Source organism: Bradyrhizobium sp. USDA 4454 (assembly GCF_054822705.1).
In genome coordinates, this window is record NZ_JBTRCN010000001.1 from 6166987 (window position 1) to 6192057 (window position 25071).

Consider the following 25071-nt stretch of genomic DNA (forward strand, 5'->3'; position numbering starts at 1 on the left):
GCGGTCATCCGGTCGCGGATGCCGCACGACCGACGTCGCCGGTCAGCAGCGTGGAATAGTGAAATGGATCCGGCAATCCGCGGCAACAGAGCGCGATAGGAGAGAACCCCTCGCCGCCGGCGGTCCACCAGAAACTAGCCGCAGCATAGATTTGCGGATTCGCACCGCAAAGCGTGCCAAACGAGGCAGAAAATTCATCGCCCGCCGGGACCATCCCCAGCGCGCCGTCGCCCAGCGATACGATTGACCGTCCGTCGGTCGCCGACGTCCGCAGACGCGGGGGTACGAGACGATCCAGCGCGTCGGATATCTGCTCGAACGTCGCAGCCCGGTCCAGGGTCGAAAGAAGAAACGTCTCCACTTGTCCAAACCATTCGTCCTGTGAATCGATGTGAGGCGGCGGCAACGCGGCGTCAGCATCCGTCACTGCGTGAAGCGTCAACGGATAATAACGCCCGACGCCGTCAAGCGACGGCATGATCGCTCCAGTAACGGCGGTGCCGCAGATCGCGGCGCCGAGCCAGAATCGCCAAACCGGCGCGGTCAGGAATGCCTGCTGCCACGCCGGACCAAGTTGATGTCGGCTCGCAGAGATGCTTGCCTGCACCCACGGCTCCCAAGCCTCCAGGAAGCTGCGCGGCGTCGCAATCGCAATGAAATCACGTTTGGCGCCGATCTTGCCGAATAAGCCGCATCGCATGGTCATATTCCGGTCGGGCAACGAAACTCGCGGAGCACTGACAAGTTCAGCGGATTGCGCAGCGATCCGGTAGAAATCTGATAATTGAGTTCTCGTCCGGCGACGATGAAAGTCGCGCTGGCAGTTTCCGCCTTCGCGACCAGCGAGCCCGCCTCCAGCATCCGGAACAACGACCATGGCCCGGTGCGCTCAAGGACAGACGGCGATCCGGCTTCGTTACTGACCGAGATTGCGGTTCGCGGCGATGCACCCGGCCAGAGGACCGTGGTCGGCGAGTTGCTCTGTGGCGGCGGCGGTGGGGCGGGCGGCGGCGTGCCGAACGCAGAGGGAGCGGCGGCCGGTCCGGGCGTGGTGGGGCTCGTAATCGTCGTGCCGCCGATCTCGGTCTTGACTGTAATGCCGGGCCCGCTCGCACCGGGCGGCCGGATCGCGAAGGATACCGCCGGCACAGCGCCACCGGTTTGGAAGAAGGCGTCGCGGATATAGGCGGCATTCTGGAACTGCTTCAGCGTATCGGGCGAGAACGATCGTCCCACGGGACTCTCCTTGCGCCAGACCCACTCCGAGCGCGACGTATCGGCATAAGGCGCCAGGAACTGAGCGAAGAACTTGTCCATGATGCCATTCGGACTGAACAGCTTGGCAAAGTCGGCGAGCGGGACTTCCTGACTACTGCTCCGGACAAACGGGTAGCGGTTCGTCACCGTCTGCTGACAGGCCGGCGTGACCTGATCGCGCAATGACTGCAGGATCTGTCCCGCCGTGGACGCGGCGATGCTTCCCTCGAACTCACCGGCCGCGGCTCGCAGCATGTCGGAGAAGGGCGGCGGCATGCGCGAGGCATTGTTGCGCAGCGCCGCAACCTGGGTCTGCAGCCCCGCGGTTGCCTGTGCTGTCAACTGCGGATTCTCGACGATCAGCGTCAGGTTCTGTGCGATGTCGTTCAGGTTTGCTATCGTTGAGTCGATCGGCCGGCGCGTACTCTCCCCTTCAAGCACCGCATGGTACGGTTTGAACTGCGACTCGATCGACGTGCCGGGCGTCCCGTCTTGGGCATTGTTGAACAGCGCCGGCGTCGTCCCTGCAGGCGCCGCTGCGGGTGCGCCGGCGCTTGCCGGCTTGGGACGTTCCTTGGTCAGCATCGTCTCGTCGCGTACCGATTCCAGGATCTGCCGCATCGGCGAGGTCGGCGCCGAAAGCGCGCGCAGCACCTCGTACTTCGGCTTGTCGGCCAGCAATTTTCTTAGACGCAGGCTGCCGAGCGCAGTGCGCCACGTCGTGACGAAATCATTCGAATAGATGCTGAGCAGATCGCCGGCCAGGTTGTCATATTGCTGGTCGATCGCCGACTGTTGCCCGGCGTCACCCAGCACCCACCGCTCCCGCTTCATGCGATCAGACAAGCCGGGCAGCCGGGCGATGAATTCTTGATGGAAGCCGTTGTAGGTGAAGAACTCAGGCACCCGCACGTTGTCAAGCGGCTGCCCATTGCTGGTTTCGAACACGATCGCCACGTCCGGTCCGCCGCGGCGGCTGACAACCCAGTCGCCGCCAGCCGACCCGCGCGCCTCCGACTTCAGGAATTCGTAGGCGCGTTGCGACACGCTAAGCCGCGCCAGTGAGTTCTGGGCTTGCTTGATCAAACGGCCGTCGAGTTCGACCAGCGGCGGCTGCTCGGTTTCGAGGTCGAACATTGCCACGAGATTTTCATCGAGCAGACGCCGGCCTTCCGCATTGGTGGCGCCAGGATAGAGGTTGTCCGCCCAGTCGCGCTGCATCCAGGAGCGGATGAGCTCCCGGTCCGGTGACTGCAGGCCGCCGAGCATCAGGTAGACCTTCAACGCCTCATAGACGAAGGCAGGCTCATTGATGCGCGCATTGAGCTGCTCTTCCAGGCGGTACAGCAAGCGAGGCCTGAACATGCGCTCGAGCGCGATGTGGTAGGCCGCCTTTGTGGGCGAGAGCAGGCGGGCGTGCTGGCTGAGACCGTAGCGCGCCGAGAGTGCCACCGGTTCATTCCGCGAGGTATAGCCGGCAGGGGCGTTTCGCAGCCGGTAGAGCAGCGGCAGCACCTTGTCGAGATCATGATCGGCGATCAATGTCTGCTTGATGAGCGGCGCACCGGCGGCGGCATACTCGCTATCCGCCTGCAGGCTCTGCTCGATCAGATCGGAGTTGCGCTTGTAGCTGGTCAGCCACGCGCCGATCAGTCCGATCGCTACCAGACCGATTACCGACAACGCCGCGGTCTTGAGAATCAAGGCCCGACGCACCGCGGCGCGGTCAGTCGAAACCCAGTCGGCCTCGCCGATGATGACTTTCGAGATCAAATCGCCGAGGAAGAAGCTCTTGCCAGTCCCCGAGTAGGATCCTGCACCCACCTCCTCCGCGCCAAATGTGCGTGCCAGCGATCCGATCAATTGATCGATCGGCGTGCCCTGCTGGGTACCCGACGTGAAGTAGAATCCGCGCAGATTGGCATTCACATGATAACGCGTCGGCTCGAAAATCTGGTTGAGGAAATCGTGGATCTGCGGCTTGAGCCGCGCCATCTGCGCCGGGAAACCAAACAACTGCACGCGATGCTGCGGCGTCGGCTCGTCCTGCAGACGGTCGAGCGTTTCCTCGCTCAGCCGCTCCAGCAGGCGATCGAACTCGACCGGGATCTGTCCCACCAGATTCTGGGTCTTGTCGCCGGTCTGGAAAGTGGCGCCCCAGACCTGGCGCCGCCCGGCCTCGTCGAGATACGCGAAATACTCGGTGAAGCCGGCGACGAGGTCGGCTTTGGTGAACAGCGCATAGACCGGGAAGCTCACTTTCAGCCGTTGATGAAGCTCGAGAAGCCGCATCCTGATGGCATCGGCATGAAGCGCGAGTTCCTGCTTCGGCAGCGTCAGCACGTCTTCCAGGCTGATCGCGACGAGAACACCGTTGATCGGCTGGCGCGCCCGGTTTTTCTTCAGGATATCCAGGAAGGACAGCCAGCTTTCCTTGTCGGCCTTGCTATTCGAATCCTGGGTCGTGTACCGACCGGCCGTATCGATCAGTACAGCTTCGTCGGTAAACCACCAATCGCAGTAGCGGGTACCGCCGACGCCCGCGATAGCCGAAGGCGTTGCCCCTCGCGCGAGCGGAAATTTGAGCCCCGAATTGATCAGCGCGGTGGTTTTTCCGGCACCGGGCGGACCGATGATGACGTACCAGGGCAAATCGTAGAGATAGCCGGATTTGTTGCCGCTTGCGGTCTTGAGCGTCGCGAGAGCGTCCTTCATACGCTCCTTGAGCACGGGCTCGTCGCTGACAGGCTGATCCGTACCGCTGATGCCTTCGGCGATCTGATTGGTATTCTTGCGCCGTCTGAAGAAATGAAGCCCGGCGATGCCAGCTGCGGCCGCGCCGAGCAGCAGGATCGCGATCTGGCGGATGATGTGGTTCTCCAGCGGCCTCCAGTCGCCGAAGGCAACGAAGGGACCAGCAAGGTAGATCACCGCTCCGAGCGAGCTGAGCCCGATTCCATAGAGAACGATGCGTAGAATGTCCTTAGCGAGCATTGACCCTACCTGTCGCCTATCGCGTGAGCAGTGGCGCGTGCCTATTCGCTGCGTTCGATGAAGATCTCGACCCGACGGTTCTTGGCGCGCCCCTCGGGCGTCGAATTGCTGCCAATCGGTGCATCCGAGCCCTTGCCCTCGACGTCGACGCGCGAACCATCGGCCAGACCGGGCTTCAGTGCGGCGGCAACCGCCTTGGCGCGTTCGACCGACAATTCGAAATTCGAGGGGAAACGCACGGTGCGGATGGGCGAGCTGTCGGTGTGGCCGACCACCCGGATTCGGCCGGGCTCCTTGTCGAGCGTCGCCGCAACGCGGGCCGCAATCGGCTTGAAGCCGTCGAGGATGGTTGCCTGGCCCGAGGCGAACAAGGCGAGATCGCAGACCCTGATGACGATGAAGCTCGCCGTCTGGTCCGCGGTCATGTCGCAGGGGGTCTTCTCCTTTGCCAGCGCATTGCGGATGCGCTGCAGCTGGGTGATGCGGTCCGGCGGCGGCGGCGGAGGTGGCGGCGGTGGCGGCGCAACGACGCGGCGCTTGAGCTCGATCGGATCGCTGGGATGCAATGCCAGCGCGAGTTGCGCAGCACTCTCTGCACGGCCAGCGAGCAACGTCCGCAGAACGAAATAGGATCCGGTCAGCAGCGCGGCGACCACCGCCGCCACCAGCCAGACGGGAACACGCAGGTGCTTGCGCCGACCGGCCAGCGCCTGCCCGCGCCAGTGTGGCGACAGATCGTTGGTCGGCTTGGGACGAACCCGGCGCAGCGTTTCATAGAGATTGCGCTGGATCAGTTGCAGGTTCGCAAGTCCGCCCGCCGAGGTCCGGTGAATACCCTGGAACCCAAGTGCCAGGCAGGCGTGCTGCAGCTCGAGCACCGGATAATTGACCAGCGGATCGGCCTTCAAATGGTCGAGGATTTCGAAGAAGCGGACGCCGCCGACGCGCTCGCCGAAGAAACGGCTGAGCATCGAGTATTGGGCCCAGACGTGACGATCGTCGGTCGGGATGTGCTGCACGATATCGTCGGCGGTAGCGCACAGGATATATTTTGCCGTATTGGCCTGGTGCTCGGAAATCCCGGCCGAGCGGATGTCCTTCTCGAAAAACTTGATGGCGTCGGCAACCTGTTCCATCAGGCTGGCGAACGACGCCCGCATCAGCGCGACGCGCAGCCGGCCAAGCAACTGCAGCAACGGGCCGCCGGCGCGCATCACCGGATTGGCGTTCGGCGCAACCAGATCGTCGACCCGCAGGGGCGGTCCGGGCGGCAACATTGCTTGCGGCGCCGGGGCCTGCGCCGGTGTCGAGATCCAATCCTCGGACGGCTGGCTGGTCGGCGGGGCGGCGTAGCTCGGAGCTGGCGGCACAGGAGCAAACGGTGGTGGCGAAGCGGTACCGGGCGATGCCACCGGCGACGGCGAGTAGGCCGGCCGCAGCGCGGGCCCCTCGCCCGCAGGAGATTGAGGAGGCGGAGCCGACGGCACCCTCCCGCCAGGATTCGGACGGATGATCGTCCGTTCACCCCGACCGAAAGGATTAACCGGCTTGTCCCTGTCGGTCATGGCCGCTCTTCCAGGATGGCCCAAAGATACAACTCAAGCTCCGGCCAGTCGCCGGAAAAATGCATTCCGATCGAGGCCGCCGTGCTGAACTCGGGCCACAGCGCCGACTTGCGATCGAGATAGAAATAGACGTGGTCCGTGATGGCGCGGATGTGAGGCGGGCGGCGTCGGCAGATGCACCAGCGTCAAGCCCGGCAGGTTCGCGTGCACGATCTCGGTCATCTTGGTGTTGGGCCCGACCTTAAACAAATGGGGGAATTCGTTCTGAATCTCCACAAGAGGCCGCCGCGCGGCGACCTCCAGCACCAAGGTCGCGTTCCGGAACAGCGCCCGGTCGCGGATCGGCGATACGAATGCATTCTGGGCCCGTTCGATGATCTCGAGACGAATCGCACGCCTGCCAAGCCGCGCGCTCAGGAAGTCCTGGATGTCGCGCACCAGTGGCGTGAAGACGTACTCGAGATTGTCGTGATCGTATGCCGGGTAGTCCCGCGCGCGTCGTTCCGTCGTCGCAAAGGTCGCAAGCTCGCCAGCAAACCTGAGTAATTCTTCGTACAGCCGCTCGGGATGGACGCTGCCGGACCGCTTGAAATGCATCAGTACGGGAATTGTCCGGTTCAGCACCTGCAGCACTAGATAGTCGACGCTCTGCAACCCGCCGCCGGACGAAGGATCGACCGCGTAGCGCGCAAGCTCGTCAAGCTTGGTTTCGACCCAGCCGATGATGCGATTGAGCCAGCCATCGACAACCGGATGCGCGGCGCAGACCAGCATCGGCGGCACGAACTTGTCGTCGAACAGGATATTCTTGTCGCGCACCTCAAGGATGCGGGCGATGCCGAGACCCATGTATCCTGGCTTGGCCGTCTTGCGCAGCTCGAACGACAGCCGCGGGTAGACGATGTCGATCTCTTCCTCGATGCGGAGAGCTGACGTCGAATCGATGAACGTCTCGGACGTGCGCACGTAACGACTGGCGCTGTCAGTGCGATCCTCGTCCACCTCGCGTGTGTTCGGCGCCGCCACCGGCATCATCAGCCATATGATCTGGCCGGCGGCCGAATCCGGCACTTCGATCGCCTCCGGGATTGGACTGTCCGCCGGGATGTCGAACGGCGTTCCATCGGGCATGACGCCGCTTGCATTGCGCACGGCGAACTTGCTCTGATGGGTGAGATCGTTATCGATCTCGAGCTGCGCAAAGCCCCAGGGGTAGGGCGTCGTATAGCGAACGCGCTTTTCCAGCAGGTGCTCGAGATAGCGATCGTTCTGCTGCAGATGATGCGGCCGCAGAAACAGACCTTCCGACCAGAAAACCTTGCTGTACCAAGACATTCCTGTATCCACATACAATGGTCGGCGACGGGGTCGTCACCGAGAGTTCATTTTGAACCAGCCTTGTCGGCGCGGTCGTAATATTCCGAGAAATGCAGCATGAAGGTATCGATCGGCGCGCTCTCGTCGCGACCGAGATGCGCCTTCCAGCGCGACAAAAACTCGTCCCACAGCTTGCTCTTGTTCGAGCCGAACAGGGATCTTGCGCCGCGTTGAAGCTCAAGCTCGCGCGCCATCAAAATTGGATCAACACTGGCGACAAGCACCCTGACTGCGTGTTGCATCGCAGTGTAGGTCTTTAACTGATGGGATTTGAGATCGTTGAAACCCTGAGCGAATGCGTGCGGCGCATCGAGGTAACTGCGCGTCGGCGGTCCAAACAGGATGCGCATCGCATCCTCCGCGGTCGGCGAGAATTTCAGCGGGTTGTTCTCGATGGCCTGGATGGTGGTTTGATTCGTGCTGCGCGTCAGCTGCTTGGCCTGCGTGCGTGCCTGCAGCAGGGCCATCAGGTTTTCCACGGTCATGCGCAGAAGGATGCCCAATTGCTGCGCGAGTTCGGCCTCGGTCTTGTCGGCAAAGACGTTGTCTGGGAGTCCGGCCGCGCGTGCCACCAGACGCGCAAATTCGCCGTTGCTGGCCGACGCAACCGGCGGTGGGCCCGCCGCCTGCTGCCGCGGCGTCTCCGCATGCCCTGCCGGTACCGACGATGGCATTGGCGCGACAGCTGCTTCATCGTCAGTCCATACCGATGGACGACGCGGCGTCGGCATCGCGTGCGGTGCGTCGACTGCCGGCTTCGGCGTTGCGACCGGACCGGCCGCCCAGCTCATGTCGTCATGCACAGGCGCCTCGCGTCGAGGCATCTGCGACGAATGCCGGAACGGGTCGACGCCCGCCGGCGGAACGCTCGCCGCCCAGTCCAGAAATTCCGGATTGACAGGTCGCGCAGCCTCGCGCGACTTTCTCAACTGCTGCGGGTCGATCGGCGGCGGCACGTCGCCATCGGAAGCCCACAATTGCTGGTAATCGGCATGCTGCTGCGCGGCGGGCGCTTGCCGCTGCGCGCCAAGGTCCGGCATGGCCTCGCCCGGCTCATTCGGGTCCACCGAGACACTTATGACATAATGGCCGATGACGAGCCGATCGCCGTTGCGCAGCAGATGCGCCCCGCGCATGCGCTGATCGGCGCCGTTGAGAAACGTGCCATTGGTCGAGACGTCGTGCAACCAGTAGCCGCCATCGCGATAGTGCACCTCGCAATGCTTTCCCGAAATCATCCGTGCCGGATCGGGCAAGGTCCAGTCGAGATGACGGTCGCGACCAATGTCGACGGAACGCCTCCCGGTAACCGTAAACGACACGGGACCACCGTCGGGGAGATTCGGCTCGTTCTCGATATTGAAGCGAAGCACCATCACCTCGTCTCGTCAGCGCGGAGGGCGCGGTTCGCCGCGTGCCAATTGAATACCATCCTCCAGGCATGCCGTCATTATCCTGTCCCGGGAGGCGTGGGACAGCTGGCAAAGACCGATCAGCAAGGCTGCGCGTACTGCCCTTGCCGTTTGATCGGGCTTGGCTTCGACCGGAGCGAATTCCGCCGGAACCACGCTTCCGCCGGACCAGCCGGCGGCCAGCGCCAGCCATGTCGCCGGCTGCTCGGGATCGTTGGCGTTTCCGGCTGCCAGCGCCTTGTTTCGTGATTGCTCGTCCGGCTGCCGGACCCAGGTCTCCGTAAAGCTGAGCGACCTGTCTTCGTTGGCATCGAAATGGTCGAACATCTGCCGCAACGAACGGCATCCCCAAGCGACGGCCACGCGCCGCGGCAACAGATACGCGCAGAAGGACACGGCCTGGTGCCAGTTGCCTGCATTGGCGGCGTCCTGCAGGAAATCCAGCGACGGCTTCTCCGGGGCCGCCTTGCCGATGTCGTAGCGCGCCAGCGGATAGGCTTCGAACAAATCGCGGACTGTGCTGAACCGAACCTGTGTCATGGCCGTCAGCCGACAAGCGTTGGCGTGCCGTGGGCGACCAACGGGCCGCCGGCAGCGAGCGCCATGGTTGCTTGCGCAGTCATGGTAATCGTCGGCGCGTTGATGACGATGCCGGCGGGGGACATGATGATCTGGCTTGGACCGACCTGCAGAGTAATATTGACGTTGGCCGCCAAGGTAATGCTCAGGCCTGCATCGACGGATTGATCCATCGCCAGCTTGATGTGCTGACCGCCCAGTTCGATATCGAGCTTGTCATTGCCGTTCTTGAGCGTGGTCTTGCGGGTATCGCCACCGAATGCGGCCTCGCCGATGGTCCGCGTCTCGGTGTCGCGGACCGTGACATCGTAGTCTTTCTCAGCATGTAGGGTGATCTTCTCGGACCCCTTCTTGTCCTCGAAGTTCCACTCGTTATAGCCGCCTCCTCCCTTGGTCGAGTCGGACTTCAATCCCGCAATCGTCTTTTTGGACGGCAGATCGTAGGGCAGCTTGTATTCATCGTTATAGACGGTCCCTATCACCAGGGGCCGATCGGGGTCTCCCTCCAGGAATTCCACCACGACTTCCTGCCCGACGCGCGGGATGATCTGCCCGCCCCAACGCTTGCCCGACCAGACTTGAGCTACGCGCAACCGGCACGACCGCTTCTTCCTTCGATCCCAGAAAAAGCGAACATAGATCTCGCCTAACGACTCGACGTCGATTTCCTCGCTCGAATTGTCGTCCTTGGTCACGACCTTCGCTGTTTGAATTCCGTTGATCCTTGGCTTCGGCGTCATCATCGGAGCGCGAAACGGCCGATCACTGGGCAGAAATTCGTAGCTGCCGAAGTAGACGTGCTGGCCGGCGTCGCTGGGACCGCCTGTGCGGTAGGACTCGATGGAAAACGAGTGAGCCGCCCGCACCACCAGATACTCGACGTTCTGCGAATCTTTCGAGTGCTTCTCGAGCTTGGTTAGTCCACCCGGAAACAGGTTGATGGCATCGCCGTTGCCCCGGCGGCGCCGATCCATCGCCTGTTCCGCCTCGAGTTGGATCTTGGCGTATCGCTCGCCGTCGGATTTTTCCTTGAACTTGCCCGGATAGTCGTAGAACTCCATCTCCGATCGCGTGTAGCTCTCGGAGCCCTTGGCGTCGCTAATCATCTTCGCGTTGGGCTTGAGGTAGTTGTAGTCGTTGAGCTCGATCTTTCCAGTACGAAACCGGCGCTCGGATACCCATTCATAGATGTGCTGCTCGCCGCGACGGTCGGCACCGGTCAGCGGGATGTAGGGGATCTTGGCGAGGCCGTCGATCGGTTTGTGAGACGATTTGGAGTCCGCCAGCACCAGCGTGTGTTTGCCCCCTTCGTGCTTGAAGAAGTAGTAGATGCCATGCTGCTCCATCAAGCGGCAAACGAAATTCAGGTCGGTCTCGCGGTACTGAACGCAATATTCAAGCTTTGGGCACGAGCCCTCTTCGGTAAGCTTGAACTCATGATCGGTGAAGCCGCGCTCGTTGAAGACTTCCTTGATGATGTCGGGCGCCTTCTTGTCCTGAAAGATCCGGCAGTCGGTCGTGCGCGACAGCAGCCACAACCATGGCCTCAGCACGATCCGGTAGCTGAAATAGTCGTTCTTGACCCCGACCCATTGGGCCTCCGTGAGAATGCCGCTGAACTCACGCTCCTTTTCGTGCAGTTTGATGGTGAGCGTGCACTGCTGGCCGATGGCCCGATCGAAGTCGAGATCGGCGTCCTCGCTGAGACACTCGATGCGGTATTCGAAAAGTTCGCTCAGGCCTTCCGAGGCCTCGAACCCGGCAAAAACCAGAACGTCCTTGCCAAGGGGGGTCTTGAGCTCGCAGAGGCGGGTATCCTGGGTAAGCTGGCCCATGTGAGCGCCAATCTCCTTCGTTGACCGCAAGGTCTGCGCAACCGGCAGATCAGGCCGTCAAGCAAGAACAACCGAAACCGCGCCGGCCGGCCGTCGGGAAATGACCGAGAGGTCCGCCCGATGTTGTCCCATCCTGACGCGCCAAAGTGCGCGGCCGACGGAACCACCGCAGCACTCATGTAGTCGGCCCCAAGCGCTTGCTGGTTCACGGGAAACTGCCATCATCGCCGGGAATGAACCGAGGCCCGCGTTGATCTGACCTAACTGGTAAGCGGATCATGATCCCCCGCGTGATCCGCCAGAGGTCACGGACCTGGCAGAGGGACAGGGGCCTCCCAGACGGATCATCCTCGTATGCTCGACGTAACATCTCTGACCCAGCCCATAGACCCGGACGATCCCTGCGGGCCGGACCTCGATGCCACCGGCGATGTCCAATACTTGAATTTCTTCGCAGCTGCGGAATCGCTGCTCCCGATGTCGTATTTCGAGGTGGTCAACGCGAACGGAGAGCGCGGACGCTTCGATCCAAAGGCCATCGATATTGCCGGCCAGCTCGCCGCAGCGCAGCCGCTCCTGGCTCGCACCCGCGATCTGCGGCTGACCATGCTACTCGCCAAGTTTTCCATCCTGAACCGCGATCTGGACGGCTTTCTCAGCTGCCTGAAGGCGACCACCCAACTGCTGCGCGAACGATGGGAGACGGTTCATCCGAGGGGCGAAGGCGGTGACTATGCCTTTCGAGCCGTCACCGTCGAAGCGATCGACGTGTTTCCAACGGTGATCAACCCACTCCAATTCCTTCCCCTGATCGAAAATCGCAGGCACGGCACCCTCAACTACCGTGCCTATCAGATTGCCAAAGGCGAGATTCCGGCCGCCGACGCCGACGTACCGGACATCGGAACTATCGAGCGGATCATCAGCGAGACCGACCTCGACACCCTCAAATCGGTGAGTGCACGCTGTTCCGCCGTCGCCGCCGAGATTGCGGCCATCAAATCGATCTGGCACGAAAAGTTGAACTCGGGGCAGCCCATCCACCTCGACAGGCTTGCCGCCGTCGCCAACGGCATGGCCGGATGGCTCGCGGGTCTGGTCAGCGCACGCGATCCGGCCGCGGCCATCCTGCCCCGGGACGACACTGCTCACGATGATCCGCAACTGCCGATTGAAACGAGCGGCGCAGTGACCTCGCCCGGACAGGCGTCCGCGGCGCTCGCTGCCGCGGCCGACTATTTGGCGCGAAGGGAACCGTCGAGTCCGGCGCTCTTGCTTGTACGGCAGGCGCAGGACATGGTTGGCAAATCGTTTATCGAAGTGATGCGGATGCTGGTGCCTTCACACGTGGAGAGCGCCGCCATCAATATTGGTCGCGACAAAGTGTTCGACCTGCCGATCGAGCGCATGGCGGAACTCGCCGCAGCGCTCCCGACCGCTGCCGAAGAGGCCACTCAAGATTTTGTTTTCACAGCAGAAAACAGAGCCCAGGCGCTGGACCTGTTGAGCAAGGTTGCATCCTTCTTCCGAGCCGCTGAGCCGTCCAGTCCGATCCCGTTCCTGGTCGATCGCGCACGCGAACTCGCGCAACGGGACTTCCTCAGTTTGCTGAATGAAGTCCTGCCGGAGGGCGCTCTGAAAACGATCGATAAATCGAATTGAACCCGCCCTCCGTTCGACGGGACTAAGGAAGCAGAAGGCAGCTCCGCTGACGAAAGACCGAAGCACCTTACTAGCCTGCGTCGCGCAAGCCGGCTTCCGAAGAGATTTTTTGGAGAGGGCAACCAATGGCAACCGACAGCGGTCAAAAATTCATTCGGCGAAATCGCGCACCGCGCGTGCATATCACTTACGAAGATCCCTACGATGCGGACCGGCTGGTTGAATTGCCGTTCGTCATGGGCGTTCTGTCGGATCTTTCCGGTAATAATCCCGGTGTCGAGAAGCCCAAGGTCGAGGAGCGCAAGTTCCTCGAGTTCGACATGGATAATTTCGACAGCCGCATGGCCGCGATCCAACCCGGCGTCACGATGCGCGTCGCCAATCGACTCGGCGAGAACTCCGACGAAAAGATGTCCGTCAACTTGCGCTTCAACAAGATGGCCGACCTCACGCCCGTCGCAATCGCCCGCCAGGTGCCGGCGACGGCCAAGCTGCTCCAGGCACGCGAACAGCTTGCGAACCTGCTGCGCTATATGGACGGCAAAGTAGCCGCCGAGGATCAACTCAAGAAGCTTCTTAGCGATCCGCAGCTGATGGCCGCGCTGCGCGAGCGGGCAACGACCCAATCTGCTGAACCGGATGCCGAGAGCTGAGGAAGGAGCGGGGACCATGGCAAAGGAAGTCACACAGAAAGAAACCACCACCCAGGTAGCGACCGTCGAGGCCGACGAGTTTTCGGCTCTCCTCAAGCAGAGTTTCAAGCCGCGGACCGAACGCGCCGCGACCGAAGTCGAAAATGCGGTCTCAACGCTGGTTCAAGAGGCGCTAAAGGACACCAGCGTCATCAAGTCCGACGTGCTCGACACCATCGAGGAAATGATCGCGAGGATCGATCAAAAACTGACCGCGCAGATGAACGAGATCCTCCATGCGCCGGAGTTCCAGGCGATCGAAAGCGCTTGGCGTGGGCTGAGCTACCTGGTCTTCAACTCCGAGACCGACGCCACGCTCAAGATTCGCGTGATGAATATCTCCAAGACCGAACTTTATCGCAACCTGCGACTCTATCCCGACGCGCGGTGGGATCAGAGTCCGCTGTTCAAGCAGATCTACGAATACGAGTTCGGACAGCTGGGCGGCGAGCCGTTCGGCTGCCTGATCGGCGACTACTATTTCAGTCACCTTCCGACCGACGTGCAGTTGATGCGTGATCTCAGCAAGATCGCCGGCGCCGCACACGCTCCGTTCTTTGCCGGCGCCGAGCCGACCCTGATGGGAATGGACTCGTGGACCGAATTGTCCAATCCACGCGACATCGGCAAGGTTTTCGACACGCCGGAGTATGCCGCCTGGAAGGGACTGCGCGACCAGGACGACTCCCGCTATGTCGGCCTGTGCATGCCGCGCGTGCTGGGTCGCCTCCCCTACGGCGCGAAGTCAGAACCTGTCGAGGAATTCGCGTTCGAAGAGGAAACCGACGGACACACCGGCGACAAATACGGCTGGATCAACGCGGCCTACGCGATGGCCGTCAACATCAATCGGGCCTTCAAGGAATTCGGTTGGTGCACGCGCATTCGCGGCGTCCAGTCCGGCGGCGAGGTGATCAATCTGCCGACACACACCTTCCCGACCGACGATGGCGGAGTAGACCTGAAGTGTCCGACCGAGATTGCCATCAGTGACCGCCGCGAGCACGAACTGGCAAAGGCGGGTCTGATCCCGCTGATCCATCGCAAAAACACCGACAAGGCAGCGTTCATCGGTGCCCAGTCGGTCTACAAGCCGAAGAAATACTTCGGTGAAAAGGGTGTCGATGCAACCGCATCCGACAATCTGTCGTCACGCCTGCCCTACATGTTCGCAGTGTCCCGCTTCGCGCACTACCTGAAGTGCATGGTTCGCGACAAAATCGGATCCATGAAGGAGAAGGATGAGCTGACGGTCTGGCTGCAGACCTGGATCAACGAGTACGTTGATGCCAACCCAGCGCTTTCTTCAGAGGCGCAGAAAGCGCGCAAGCCGCTCGCCGCTGCGAAAGTCGAGGTTATAGCAAACGAGGAGAACCCGGGATACTACAACGCGCGCTTCTTTCTCCGTCCACATTTTCAACTGGAAGCGATGGACGTCGGCCTCAGCCTTGTTTCGCGCCTGCCAGGCCCAAGTTCCTGATCCCACGTTATCGCGACCGTCAAACATCCAGACTTTTTCTGAAAGGACTATCCTATGGCCGTCGACATCTTTCTGAAGCTCGATCCCATCAAGGGCGAATCGCTCGACGACAAACACAAGGACGAGATTGACATCTTGAGTTGGTCGTTTGGCGAGAGCCAAAGCGGCACCTTTCACAGCGGCTCGGGCGGCGGCGCCGGCAAGGTCAACATGCAGGATCTCCACTTCACGCACTTCGTTGACAAGGCAACGCCTGAACTCTTCAAGGTTTGCGCCAACGGCAAGCACATCGACACCGCGATCCTCACTGTCCGCAAGGCCGGCGAAAATCCTCTGGAATATCTCAAGATCGAGATGAAGCACGTCCTGGTCTCCAGCGTATCGACCGGCGGATCGCACGGCGAAGATCGTCTTACTGAAAACGTGAGCCTGAACTTCGCCAAGGTGAAGATGATCTACAAGACCCAGACGGAGAAGGGCGGCGCCGGCGCATCGCCGACCTTCGGCTGGGACGTTCCGGCCAACAAGGAATGGGCCTGATCACCAATCTCGTGTCCGGTGTCGATTGCCTGTCTCGGCAATCGGCACCGGTTCGTGCGGGGACCGCTTATGACTCCGACGCAAAAAAAGGACCGGCTTTCACCACCATTGATGCTGGCCTTTCGGGCGGCCCACGAGGCCCGCGATGCGCGCAAGAAGATCGAACTGCGCGATCAGTTTGGCGAGCGCGTCATAGCGGGTCGGCGCAGTGCCGGTCGTTTTCCGATCTCTGAAACGTTGCTGAGGCGAGAGGTCTCGCAGGATCTCGAAACCCTGTTTAATACCATTGCTCTCGAATCGAGCCTGGACCTGACCGGCCGCGACTGTGTCCGGACCTCGATCCTGAACTACGGATTTCCCGATATCGCAAACCGTTCGATCGACGAGGTCACGGACGAAGAGCTCAGCGACGGCCTGCGCACGGCGCTCACGAGGTATGAGCCCAGGCTTGATCGCAAATCCATCCGGGTCCGGCGCGACACCTCGGTCGGCCCCGAGCAGCTCAAGCTGCGCTTCATCGTTCATACCGAACTGAAGTGCGAGCCGCTCAACGTTCCCGTGGAGTTCGTCGCCGACGTCGATCTCGATAGCGGCGATATCCAGATCAATCGAATGTAGCATGAATCGCGAGTTTCTCGACTTATACAACCGCGAACTGTCGCTGCTCTACGAGCATGCGGAGGATTTCGCCGAGGAATATCCTGGCATCGCTGAGCGCTTGGGTGGCCTGATCCGCGATCGATCCGACCCGATGATTTCGGGCCTGCTGGAAGGCGCCGCGTTCCTTGCCGCTCGCGTTCAGCTCAAACTCAAGCACGAGTTTCCAGAGTTCACGGCGAACCTGCTCGAGCAGCTGGTTCCGAATTATCTGGCGCCAACTCCGTCTGCCATGCTGGTCAAGGCCGAGCCGCCCTATGCCGATCCGGCGTTACGCGACGGCAGGAAGATTGCGCGGGGAGCCTATTTCGATGCGACCTATCGCGAAAGGGAGCGAAGCCTTGCCTGCCGATTCCGGCTTTGTCGCGACATCGTCCTTTGGCCCTTTGACGTCACCGGCGCGGAATATTTCGCGACGGCAGGTGCATTGCAGGCGCTTGGAATTCCGGTCGGCGGGGAGGTTATCGCGGGCCTCAGGCTCTCCCTGACCCATCGCATCGCCGCTCGGCTGGACGAAGAGCCGGCGGACGCGGCGGCTCGCAACAAGCCGGAAACCTGGTTCGCCGGTTGCCGCACCAGCGAACTGCCGATCTATCTGACCGGCGCTGAATCCGACGCCATCGCGCTCTACGAGCAACTGATTTCGAACTGCGCCGGCATCTATTTTCGTTATCTCGACAATTTCGGCGATCCGGTGGTCATCAGGGCTCCGAACGACTGCGTACAGCAAGTCGGCTTCAGCGAGAACGAATCCCTGTTTCCAAACGACAACCGGGTGTTTCGCGGCTCGGAGTTACTGCGGGAATACTTCGTGTTTCCGCGCAAGTTCCTCGGCGTCAACCTGACGGCACTTCGCGCCGTGATGCCGCGGTTGCGCAGCAGGTCGGTCGACATCGTATTCGCATTCAATGAGCACAACTCGCGCCTTGCCGCCTCGGTTCGGGCGGAGACTTTCAGCCTCTACACCGCCCCGGCAATCAACCTGTTCGAGAAGACGAGCGATCGCATCCCGGTCAAATCGAATACCCACGAGTACCACGTGGTGCCTGACCGGAGCCGTTATCTCGAATACGAGCCCCATCAGGTGCTGGAGGTCTACGCACATTTTCCGGCAGAAAAGGACAAGCGGCACGTTCGTCCGCTGTACTCCGCCGCGGTCGACCGGACAACCCAGTCGGTCGAGGGGCTTTACTTTACCGTTCGTCGGCTGCCGCGGCGCCGTACCGTGGAGGAGAAGACATATGGCGCCGCCTCCGACTACACCGGGACGGACATGTTCCTTTCCCTGCTCGAGCCGGGCGACCTGAGCGGCGACAAATCCGCCGCTGAACTAAGTGTCCGCGCGTTGTGCTCAAACCGGCATCTCACGGAGCATCTTCCGGTCGGCCAGGGCGGAGCCGATTTCCGTCTGCTGGACGACACCTCGCTCGAGCTGATGTGCATCGCCGGCCCCACCCGGCCGCGCGAGCCGGTGGTGGCGCAGTTGCGCAGCCGCAGCGAAATCGCCAATAGCGGCATCGTCAGCTGGCGGCTGATCAACATGCTGAGCCTGAACTATCTCGGCCTTGTCGAACGGGGCGGCGGCAGGAACGCCGGAGCCTTGCGCGAAATGCTGTCGCTATTCGCCGACCAGTTCGACGATGCGACGGAGCGGAAGATTCGCGGCGTGCGCAGCGTCGAGAGCAGGCCTGTGGTTCGGCGGGTCCGCGAGCGTACCGGCAGTGGTGCTGCGCGCGGTCTCGAGATCACCGTCACGCTCGACGAGAAGGCGTTCGAAGGCAGCGGCGCGTTCCTGCTCGGGGCCGTGCTGGAGCGCTTCTTCGCCGACTATTCGGGCTTCAACACCTTCACCCAGACCGTCATCTCGACTCCGGAACGCGGGGAGATCATGCGCTGGCCGGCGCGCATGGGCACAAGGAGGCCGCTGTGACGCTGATCGACCAGATGAAAGCCGAGCCCTGGCGGTTCGATTTCTTCCAGACCCTGCGCCAGCTCGAGCGATCCAATCCGGGCCGGCCGCGGATCGGCGACAGTGCTGCGCGTCGCGAGGAATTCGTCGACCTCGGGCAGGCTCCCTATCTGGAGTTTCCCGCGTCCAATCTCAGCTCTGTCGACGACCGGGACGGCAGACTCAGAATTCTGGTCAAATTCCTCGGTCTGCTCGGCCCGCAGGGAGCACTGCCGCTGGCCACCACCGATGAGAGCGTCGGCTGGCAGTTAATGCGAGACGACGCCTTTCCGCGCTTTCTCGACCTCCTTAATGGACGCTTCCTCCAATTGTTTTTTCGGGCCTGGGCCGACGCACGGCCGATCGCCCAGCATGATCGGCCATCGGAAGACCGCTTCATCGCCTATGTCGGCTCCTTCGCCGGCCTCGGCTCCGCCATTTTTGGCGATCGGGATACCGTGCCGGACATGGCGAAGCTGAGCTTCGCCGGGCTGGTTTCGCCCAAGGCGAAATCCGCGTCGCGACTGGAGCGGCTGCTGCAAGGCCTGTTCGATGTCAGGGTCGAGATCGACGAGTTCGTCGGCACATGGCTGGCGTTCGATGCCAGCCATTGCAGCCGCCTTGGCGCGGCGCACGCGAGGCTTGGCCACGACGCACTTCTGGGCTCGCGCGTGTTCAGTGTCGAAGACAAGATCAGGGTTCGGGTTTACGTCAAGGATTTTGCGCAATACCAACAGTTCCTGCCCACCGAAGTGCCCAACCTGTCAGAGCCCCTGGCCGACGCCGTCTACTTCTATACTGGTGACGAGTTCGAGTGGGAGGTGGAACTCGCCATTCCCGCAGGAGCGGTCGTCCCGATGAGGCTCGGACAGAGCGGGCGCCTTGGCTGGACCGGCTGGATCTCACCCAACTGGGCCTCCACCGAGGAGTATCGGCGGGACGCGCGCTTTCACCTCGCCGAGCGCCTGAGAGCTCGGCGCAGCGCCACAACTGACGCCGCGCCGCTTTGAACCTATGCACCGCTCCGATTGTCCTAACATCATGGAATTCGAGCCGATTTCCACGATGAGCCGGGCATCGCCGAGCGAAGTGACCAGGAGGCAGCACCGTGACCGACATCAGCCTTGAATCCGTAACCGGGAAGCTGAATCGCGCTGGCTACGATGCTTTCATACAGGCCCTTCGCCACGCCAAGAGCGCCGGTAACCGTAACGTCGAGCTCGCACACTGGCTGTTTCACATCCTGCAGCAGGAAAGGACTGATCTCGGCCTGGCGGTGGATCACTACAAGCTCGACCGCGCGCGACTGCTGTCCGACCTCGCCGGCGTCATCAACGGCTTCCGCAAGAACGAGACCGACATGCCGGGCGTCGCCAACTCGGTCATCGACATCCTGGACCGCGGCTGGCATTACGCCACGCTTTTCTTTGGCGAAACACAGATCCGCACCGGCCACCTGCTGGTCGCGGGCTTGAAGTCGAACGATCTTCGTCGGGCGCTCAATAACATCTCGCAGGAATTCGCCAAGATAAACGTGGACGTATTGGCCGCGGAGCACCGCGCCATCTGGGCCGGCTCCGAGGAGGAGACCATGCGTCCGATGGACGGCTCCGGCTTGCCCGGTGCCGGCACCGACGGCGCGGACCGGGCAGGTCCCAAGGGTACCACGCCGCTCGACCGCTTCTCCCAGGATATCACGGCCAAGGCCAGGTCGGGCGACATGGACCCGATCCTGGGTCGAGACGACGAAATCCGCCAATTGATCGACGTGCTGATGCGCCGGCGGCAAAACAATCCAATTCTCACCGGCGAAGCCGGCGTCGGCAAGACCGCCGTGGTCGAAGGATTCGCGCAGCGCATTGCTGCCGGTGAGGTACCGCCGCCGTTGCGCAACGTCAGGCTCTGTGCTCTCGACATTGGTCTGATGCAGGCCGGCGCCTCGATGAAGGGCGAGTTCGAGCAGCGCCTCCGCTCCGTGATCGACGAGGTCCAGAGCTCGCCTACCCCCATTATCCTGTTCATCGACGAAGCCCACACCCTGATCGGAGCCGGTGGCACGGCTGGGACCGGCGATGCGGCCAATCTACTGAAACCGCCCCTCGCCCGCGGCACGCTGCGCACGATCGCGGCCACGACGTGGGCAGAGTATCGTCAGTACATCGAGAAGGACCCCGCGCTGACCCGGCGCTTCCAGCCGATCCAGGTCGATGAGCCGGATGTCGAGACCTGCTGCATTATGCTGCGCGGGCTGCTCGGTCCGATGGAAAAGCACCACGGCGTCCGCATCTCGGACGCCGCGATCGTGACCGCCGTCAACCTGTCGCATCGCTACATTCCGTCGAGACAGCTGCCGGATAAGGCGGTCAGCCTGCTGGATACGGCCTCGGCGCGCGTGGCCATCAGCCAAAGCGCGACGCCGGCTCTGATCGAGGACGCGCGCGTTGCCATCGCGGCACGCGAGGCCGAAAGAACAGCGTTGGTCAGCGACGGCGAGCTCGGGGACGAGAATACCGACCGCGTCACTGCGATCGAAGCCAACATCGCAACGCTCAAGGACAAGCTGACCAGTCTCGAGGCCGATTGGGCCAAGGAGCAGGAGATCGTCAAGGACATCCGTAGCATTCGCGAAATCTTGTCCGAGAAGGGTGAGCAAGATCCAGCGGCAAAGCGCGCCGAGCTGCGCGGCAAGTTCGAGACGCTCGAGAGCATCAATCCGGAAAAGCGGATGATCTATGCTCACGTCGATCAGCAGTCGGTGGCATCAGTCGTGTCCGACTGGACCGGCATCCCGGTCGGCAGAATGATGCGGGACGAAATCGAAACCGTGCTGAAGCTGCCGGAAATTCTCAATCGCCGCGTCGTCGGCCAATCGCATGGCCTGACGATGATCGCCAAGAGAATCGAAACCAGCCGGGCCAAGCTGGACAACCCGTCGAAGCCGATCGGCGTATTCATGCTGGCCGGGCCGTCCGGAGTGGGCAAGACGGAAACTGCCTTGGCGCTTGCCGAAACTCTTTACGGCGGCGAGCAGAACATGATCACGATCAATATGTCCGAGTTTCAGGAGGCGCATACGGTCTCGACCCTGAAGGGTGCGCCTCCGGGCTACGTCGGCTATGGTGAAGGCGGTCGCCTCACGGAAGCGGTCCGGCGCAAGCCCTACAGCGTCATCCTGCTGGACGAGGTGGAAAAGGCCCATCCCGACGTCCATGAGATCTTTTTCCAAGTGTTCGACAAAGGGGTCATGGAGGACGGCAACGGCCGAAGAATCGACTTCAAGAACACCTTGATCATTCTGACCACCAACGTCGGCACCGACCTCATCATGGGCCTGGCTCGCGATCCGAAGTATCGCAATGAGCCGGAAGAACTCGCCAAGCTGCTACGGCCGGAATTGCTGAAAGTATTCCCCGCGGCCCTGCTCGGGCGCATCGTTTCGATCCCCTACTTTCCGCTATCGGACGAGATGCTGGCCGGCATTGTCAGGTTGCAGCTCAACCGGATCGGACAGCGCCTGCGCGACAATCACAACGCCGCCTTTGGCTACGATGATGCTGTCGTGGAGCATATCGTATCCCGTTGCAACGACCCGGATTCCGGCGGACGTATGATCGACAATATCATTACCAACACGCTGCTGCCCGAACTCTCACGTGAATTCCTCAGAAAGTCTCTCGCCAAGGAGGAAGTCAAGCAGACCCACGTTTCGGTTCTGAACGACAAGTTTGCTTATTCGTGGAATTGATTGCGATGAACATCCAGACCGAGCACGGCCAGCCGACCACCGGCACCACGCCTTACGACGAGGTGTACTATCCCGGCCATGTCTACGGACTCACGCATCCAAACCACCTCGCGACGATCGGGACTGTCTACGGCATGCGCCCGGCCGCTGTCGAGCGCTGCCGGGTGCTTGAGCTCGGGTGCGGTGTCGGTGGCAACCTGCTGCCGATGGCTTTCCAATATCGAGACAGCGAGTTCATCGGCATCGACCTCAGTAGCGTTACGATCGAGCGCGGCCGGCGAAACATCGCCGCGTTGGGGCTGACCAACATCAGGCTTCTGCATTGCGACATCATGGATGTCGACCCGAGCTTCGGCCAGTTCGACTACATCATCGCGCACGGCGTATATTCGTGGGTGCCGCCGAGCGTGCGCGAGAAGATGCTGACGATCTTCAAGCAGAATTTGGCCCCGCAGGGGATCTGCTACGTCAGCTACAACGCGCACCCGTTCTCGCATCTTCGCGACATGGTCCGCGACATGATGCGCTACCACACGCGGCGCATCAGCGGGATGAAGGAGAAAGTGGGACAAGCGCGCGCGATCTTGAAATTTCTCAGCGAGGGATCGAAGTCCGATACGGTGCACGGCGCGGTCATGCGCGACCAGTGCAACCGCGTCCTCAAGGCCCCTGACGAATTGCTGTTTCACGACGATCTTGACCAGGGCGCGACGGCCTTCCTGTTGCATGAAGTCGTCGAAGATGCTGGCCGACACGGCCTGCAGTATCTGAGCGACGCCGATTTCTCGCGGCGTTACCTGGCCGGCTACTCCGAGGAGGTCCGCGCCACGCTACAGGGCTTCCCGGAAAGCGAGTTCATGGCGCGCGATCAGTACCAGGACTTCATCGACGGCAATGGTTTTCGGCGCACTCTATTTTGCCACGAAAGCATCGCCCTTAACCGCACGGTCGCGCTCGACTTCGTCACGCAGTTCTATCTGCTCAGCAGCACCAGCCCACTCCGACCTGACTTCTGCCTGACCGATGATTCCAGGATGGAGTACGAGAATCAGAACGGCAGCCGGGTTACGGTTTCCAATTCACTGTTGAAGGCTGCCCATCTTTGTCTCGGCCGGGCCTGGCCGCGCGCACTCTCATTCAGTGAACTGCTCGATGGTGCCCGGACGCTGCTGGAGGGCCGGCAAACAGGCGATGACCAACGGCTATTGACGGAAGCGCTGTATATCCTGGCTTGCAGCGGCGAGATCTCCTTTCTGAAATCACGGCCCTTTCTCGTGAAAGAAGTCACGGATCGCCCGCAGGCGAGCTTGCTCGCCCGCAGACAGGCGCAGACAGGATCGTTGGTCACCAATTTGCTCCACCAGACCGTGCAGTTGGACGACGATCGGACGCGCCACTTCCTGCAGTTGCTCGACGGCTCCCGGACGCTCGAGCAGATTGCCGCCGAAATGACCGAAACATTCGGGCCGGCTATCGAAGTCAAGCAAATGGATGATGCCGGGCGGCCTGCCGAGCCGCTGCTGCTCTCAACCCGACAAGGCGTTGATCGTTCGCTCGCAACGGTCGGCAAACTGGGCTTGCTGGTTGCCTGACGCTTTCATCGGCGTCGACCTCGGCAAGCACGAGCCGGCAGATAGCCGCCAGCGGAGTTTTGTGGCACGGGCATGCCCCCGTCGCGTCAGCCATCGTGGGTATATTGCTGGCCGAGGAGCCAACCGGTGAAAATGCCGCCGGGTCCACTGGCATAGACCGCACTAAGGCCCACACCGGCGCGCAGCATCCGCCATTCATGCTCGCCGACCCAGGGAATGCCGGGATCGCCCTTCTGATATTGCGACAGCAACGTCCGGGCGACCTCCGCGGCATTGGCGTAGATCGGGCCATTCGCCCAGCGGGGTCGCGGCAGACCCGTCATGCGGCAGTAGAGCGCAGTGCAGACATAAGCGGACGCCTCCTCCGCATTCCCGTCAAGGCCGGTGCGCAGCAGGTCGTAAGCCGCATGCAAGGCCTCGTGGACGATATAGGCTTCGTCAAGGCGCCCCGTCGCCGACACCACTTCCAAAGTATTTGCCGCGACGACCGTGCCATCCGCCCGCGTTCGCGCGACATCGTTATATTGGGCCGCAACACCTGCCGCGAGGTCCGTCGGAACTCTCACGCTGACCTGTCCCAACCGGATCGCGCGTGCGACGTGGTGGAACGTTTGCGGCGCAATCGTCACGTGGCTGCCCCGGATCGGAAAACGGAAACGAATGCGTCCGACCGCCGAGCCGTTGAGTACATCCAGCACCCTGCTCCGGAGTGACATCGGATCGTCCTTGCTCTTGAGACTGCTCCACGGATGGTGGTCGGCGTTTCCAGTCAGGAGGTTCATTGAACCCGCCCCTGCCCGGATCAGACCAATCGAAGGCAGGTTTTACACCCGGAGGCGCCCCGTGACGACCACCAATCCCACCACGACCGACACCTACCGGAAGATCGCTGCGCGGCTAACCATGCTCCGACCACAGATCGATCTGTCGAAATATTTCGCGGGTCCGAATCCGGACGTCAGACTCTACGACGAAAAGCCCTACATCCGACGCCAGCTCGAGAAATATGGCGTGGCGGCCGCGACCAGCACCCTCGACGGTGTCACGTTCCTGCCGAAGAACTGGGAAGACCTGATCAAGACGCTGCGCATTGCCAAGACGTCAGATGGATTCGACGCCTTCGCCGAAGGCAAAAGCCCGGAGAAACCGTCGCATTGGGCGCTCGATCTGTCGATGGCAGCCACGATCGGCAAAGGATTTCGCGAGATCTGGCGCCCAAAGCTATCCGATCGGCCGCTCTCGACGCGAGACCTTCCGGGCCGGCACGGATTCGGGCTCGGCCGCGGCCGAGGGCAGTGGAGCGACGACTATAGTGCCCAGTTCGGCAAGGACCCGCAGCCGCAAGACATCACGTCGCTACATTTCGCAGTAGCGCCCGACCGCGTCAACGTTCACATCGACGAGACGGGCTTCGTGTTCGAGGGCGCAGACGGCGCCCTCACCGTCGGACCAAATTTCGGGCACCATGCCATCAATGAACTGTTCTGGAAGAGCAACCCTCATTTGCCGCGCTGGGCGATCGATCACATCGACCTCATCCTGCCGAACAGCACGAATGATTTTTCGCGATTTGGCGTTTCGGTCGACCTGTATCAGCGCAAGGACCTGCGCGTTACCGTCACCGGGTCTTGCGGAATCTTTGGAGGATTCGAGTGCTCGGGGACGTTAAGCGTCAGCGGGACGCACGATCTGCTCGGCTCCAAGCCGAAAGGCGTACGCTAACGGTCTCAATATCC

17 protein-coding genes and 1 pseudogene are annotated in these 25071 nt (G+C 61.8%); 10 read left to right on the forward strand and 8 right to left on the reverse strand.

Annotated features, from left to right (window positions below; translation table 11 throughout):
* Positions 1 to 4: 4 nt before the first annotated feature.
* The 7 genes and pseudogenes from tagF to ACVIW0_RS28670 all read right to left on the reverse strand — a co-directional run bounded on the left by tagF (position 5) and on the right by ACVIW0_RS28670 (position 11019).
* Positions 5 to 706, reverse strand: a complete 702-nt coding sequence (gene tagF, locus ACVIW0_RS28640; protein WP_461355403.1) for a type VI secretion system-associated protein TagF — start codon at positions 704 to 706, stop codon at positions 5 to 7.
* Positions 703 to 4251 (reverse strand): type VI secretion system membrane subunit TssM, encoded by a 3549-nt coding sequence (gene tssM, locus ACVIW0_RS28645; protein ID WP_461355404.1) that lies wholly within the window; start codon positions 4249 to 4251, stop codon positions 703 to 705. Before tssM ends, tagF begins: the two co-directional genes overlap by 4 nt.
* Before the next feature lie 41 nt (positions 4252 to 4292).
* Positions 4293 to 5528: a type VI secretion system protein TssL, long form gene (tssL, locus tag ACVIW0_RS28650; RefSeq protein ID WP_461355405.1), complete on the reverse strand. Its 1236-nt coding sequence runs from the start codon at positions 5526 to 5528 to the stop codon at positions 4293 to 4295.
* A 284-nt stretch (positions 5529 to 5812) separates the two neighbouring features.
* A pseudogene (gene tssK / locus ACVIW0_RS28655) lies at positions 5813 to 7151 on the reverse strand (type VI secretion system baseplate subunit TssK).
* A gap of 47 nt (positions 7152 to 7198) precedes the next feature.
* The gene (gene tagH / locus ACVIW0_RS28660; RefSeq protein ID WP_461355406.1) at positions 7199 to 8569 is read right to left on the reverse strand and encodes a type VI secretion system-associated FHA domain protein TagH; all 1371 of its coding nucleotides are present in this window, start codon (positions 8567 to 8569) and stop codon (positions 7199 to 7201) included.
* 12 nt (positions 8570 to 8581) lie between these two features.
* On the reverse strand, positions 8582 to 9145 hold the full coding sequence (locus tag ACVIW0_RS28665; RefSeq protein WP_461355407.1) for a DUF6931 family protein: 564 nt from the start codon (positions 9143 to 9145) through the stop codon (positions 8582 to 8584).
* 5 nt (positions 9146 to 9150) lie between these two features.
* Complete coding sequence (locus ACVIW0_RS28670; protein ID WP_461355408.1) at positions 9151 to 11019, reverse strand: type VI secretion system Vgr family protein; 1869 nt, start codon at positions 11017 to 11019, stop codon at positions 9151 to 9153.
* Between the two features lie 354 nt (positions 11020 to 11373).
* On the opposite strand from ACVIW0_RS28670, the gene ACVIW0_RS28675 reads away from it, so the two are divergent.
* From ACVIW0_RS28675 to ACVIW0_RS28715, 9 genes are all read left to right on the forward strand, one after another.
* Positions 11374 to 12681: a type VI secretion system protein TssA gene (locus ACVIW0_RS28675; RefSeq protein ID WP_461355409.1), complete on the forward strand. Its 1308-nt coding sequence runs from the start codon at positions 11374 to 11376 to the stop codon at positions 12679 to 12681.
* Between the two features lie 125 nt (positions 12682 to 12806).
* Positions 12807 to 13334 (forward strand): type VI secretion system contractile sheath small subunit, encoded by a 528-nt coding sequence (gene tssB / locus ACVIW0_RS28680; RefSeq protein WP_461355410.1) that lies wholly within the window; start codon positions 12807 to 12809, stop codon positions 13332 to 13334.
* A gap of 16 nt (positions 13335 to 13350) precedes the next feature.
* On the forward strand, positions 13351 to 14853 hold the full coding sequence (gene tssC, locus ACVIW0_RS28685) for a type VI secretion system contractile sheath large subunit (protein ID WP_461355411.1): 1503 nt from the start codon (positions 13351 to 13353) through the stop codon (positions 14851 to 14853).
* A 54-nt stretch (positions 14854 to 14907) separates the two neighbouring features.
* Positions 14908 to 15393, forward strand: coding sequence for an Hcp family type VI secretion system effector (locus ACVIW0_RS28690; protein ID WP_461355412.1), 486 nt, complete (start codon positions 14908 to 14910; stop codon positions 15391 to 15393).
* Positions 15394 to 15462: 69 nt separating this feature from the next.
* The gene (gene tssE / locus ACVIW0_RS28695) at positions 15463 to 16011 is read left to right on the forward strand and encodes a type VI secretion system baseplate subunit TssE (protein ID WP_461355413.1); all 549 of its coding nucleotides are present in this window, start codon (positions 15463 to 15465) and stop codon (positions 16009 to 16011) included.
* 1 nt (position 16012) lies between these two features.
* Positions 16013 to 17980, forward strand: a complete 1968-nt coding sequence (gene tssF / locus ACVIW0_RS28700; protein ID WP_461355414.1) for a type VI secretion system baseplate subunit TssF — start codon at positions 16013 to 16015, stop codon at positions 17978 to 17980.
* The gene (gene tssG / locus ACVIW0_RS28705; RefSeq protein WP_461357450.1) at positions 17944 to 19008 is read left to right on the forward strand and encodes a type VI secretion system baseplate subunit TssG; all 1065 of its coding nucleotides are present in this window, start codon (positions 17944 to 17946) and stop codon (positions 19006 to 19008) included. Before tssF ends, tssG begins: the two co-directional genes overlap by 37 nt.
* 98 nt (positions 19009 to 19106) lie before the next feature.
* Positions 19107 to 21743, forward strand: a complete 2637-nt coding sequence (tssH, locus tag ACVIW0_RS28710) for a type VI secretion system ATPase TssH (protein ID WP_461355415.1) — start codon at positions 19107 to 19109, stop codon at positions 21741 to 21743.
* A gap of 5 nt (positions 21744 to 21748) precedes the next feature.
* Positions 21749 to 23335 (forward strand): methyltransferase regulatory domain-containing protein, encoded by a 1587-nt coding sequence (locus tag ACVIW0_RS28715; RefSeq protein ID WP_461355416.1) that lies wholly within the window; start codon positions 21749 to 21751, stop codon positions 23333 to 23335.
* Positions 23336 to 23421: 86 nt separating this feature from the next.
* On the opposite strand, the gene ACVIW0_RS28720 is transcribed toward ACVIW0_RS28715, so the two are convergent.
* Positions 23422 to 24117: a hypothetical protein gene (locus tag ACVIW0_RS28720; RefSeq protein WP_461355417.1), complete on the reverse strand. Its 696-nt coding sequence runs from the start codon at positions 24115 to 24117 to the stop codon at positions 23422 to 23424.
* A 229-nt stretch (positions 24118 to 24346) separates the two neighbouring features.
* On the opposite strand from ACVIW0_RS28720, the gene ACVIW0_RS28725 reads away from it, so the two are divergent.
* Entirely contained in the window at positions 24347 to 25057 is a 711-nt protein-coding gene (locus ACVIW0_RS28725) for a hypothetical protein (RefSeq protein WP_461355418.1), read from the forward strand.
* The last annotated feature ends 14 nt before the right edge of the window (positions 25058 to 25071 follow it).

Bases quoted from the DNA above. Each gene is read 5' to 3' on its own strand.
- tssC (WP_461355411.1), top strand. From the start codon at position 13,351: ATGGCAAAGGAAGTCACACAGAAAGAAACCACCACCCAGGTAGCGACC.
- tssL (WP_461355405.1), bottom strand. From the start codon at position 5,528: ATGTTGCCGCCCGGACCGCCCCTGCGGGTCGACGATCTGGTTGCGCCG.
- ACVIW0_RS28675 (WP_461355409.1), top strand. From the start codon at position 11,374: ATGCTCGACGTAACATCTCTGACCCAGCCCATAGACCCGGACGATCCC.
- ACVIW0_RS28690 (WP_461355412.1), top strand. From the start codon at position 14,908: ATGGCCGTCGACATCTTTCTGAAGCTCGATCCCATCAAGGGCGAATCG.
- ACVIW0_RS28715 (WP_461355416.1), top strand. From the start codon at position 21,749: ATGAACATCCAGACCGAGCACGGCCAGCCGACCACCGGCACCACGCCT.
- ACVIW0_RS28665 (WP_461355407.1), bottom strand. From the start codon at position 9,145: ATGACACAGGTTCGGTTCAGCACAGTCCGCGATTTGTTCGAAGCCTAT.
- tssE (WP_461355413.1), top strand. From the start codon at position 15,463: ATGACTCCGACGCAAAAAAAGGACCGGCTTTCACCACCATTGATGCTG.
- tagH (WP_461355406.1), bottom strand. From the start codon at position 8,569: ATGGTGCTTCGCTTCAATATCGAGAACGAGCCGAATCTCCCCGACGGT.
- ACVIW0_RS28670 (WP_461355408.1), bottom strand. From the start codon at position 11,019: ATGGGCCAGCTTACCCAGGATACCCGCCTCTGCGAGCTCAAGACCCCC.
- tssF (WP_461355414.1), top strand. From the start codon at position 16,013: ATGAATCGCGAGTTTCTCGACTTATACAACCGCGAACTGTCGCTGCTC.
- tagF (WP_461355403.1), bottom strand. From the start codon at position 706: ATGACCATGCGATGCGGCTTATTCGGCAAGATCGGCGCCAAACGTGAT.
- ACVIW0_RS28720 (WP_461355417.1), bottom strand. From the start codon at position 24,117: ATGAACCTCCTGACTGGAAACGCCGACCACCATCCGTGGAGCAGTCTC.
- tssB (WP_461355410.1), top strand. From the start codon at position 12,807: ATGGCAACCGACAGCGGTCAAAAATTCATTCGGCGAAATCGCGCACCG.
- tssM (WP_461355404.1), bottom strand. From the start codon at position 4,251: ATGCTCGCTAAGGACATTCTACGCATCGTTCTCTATGGAATCGGGCTC.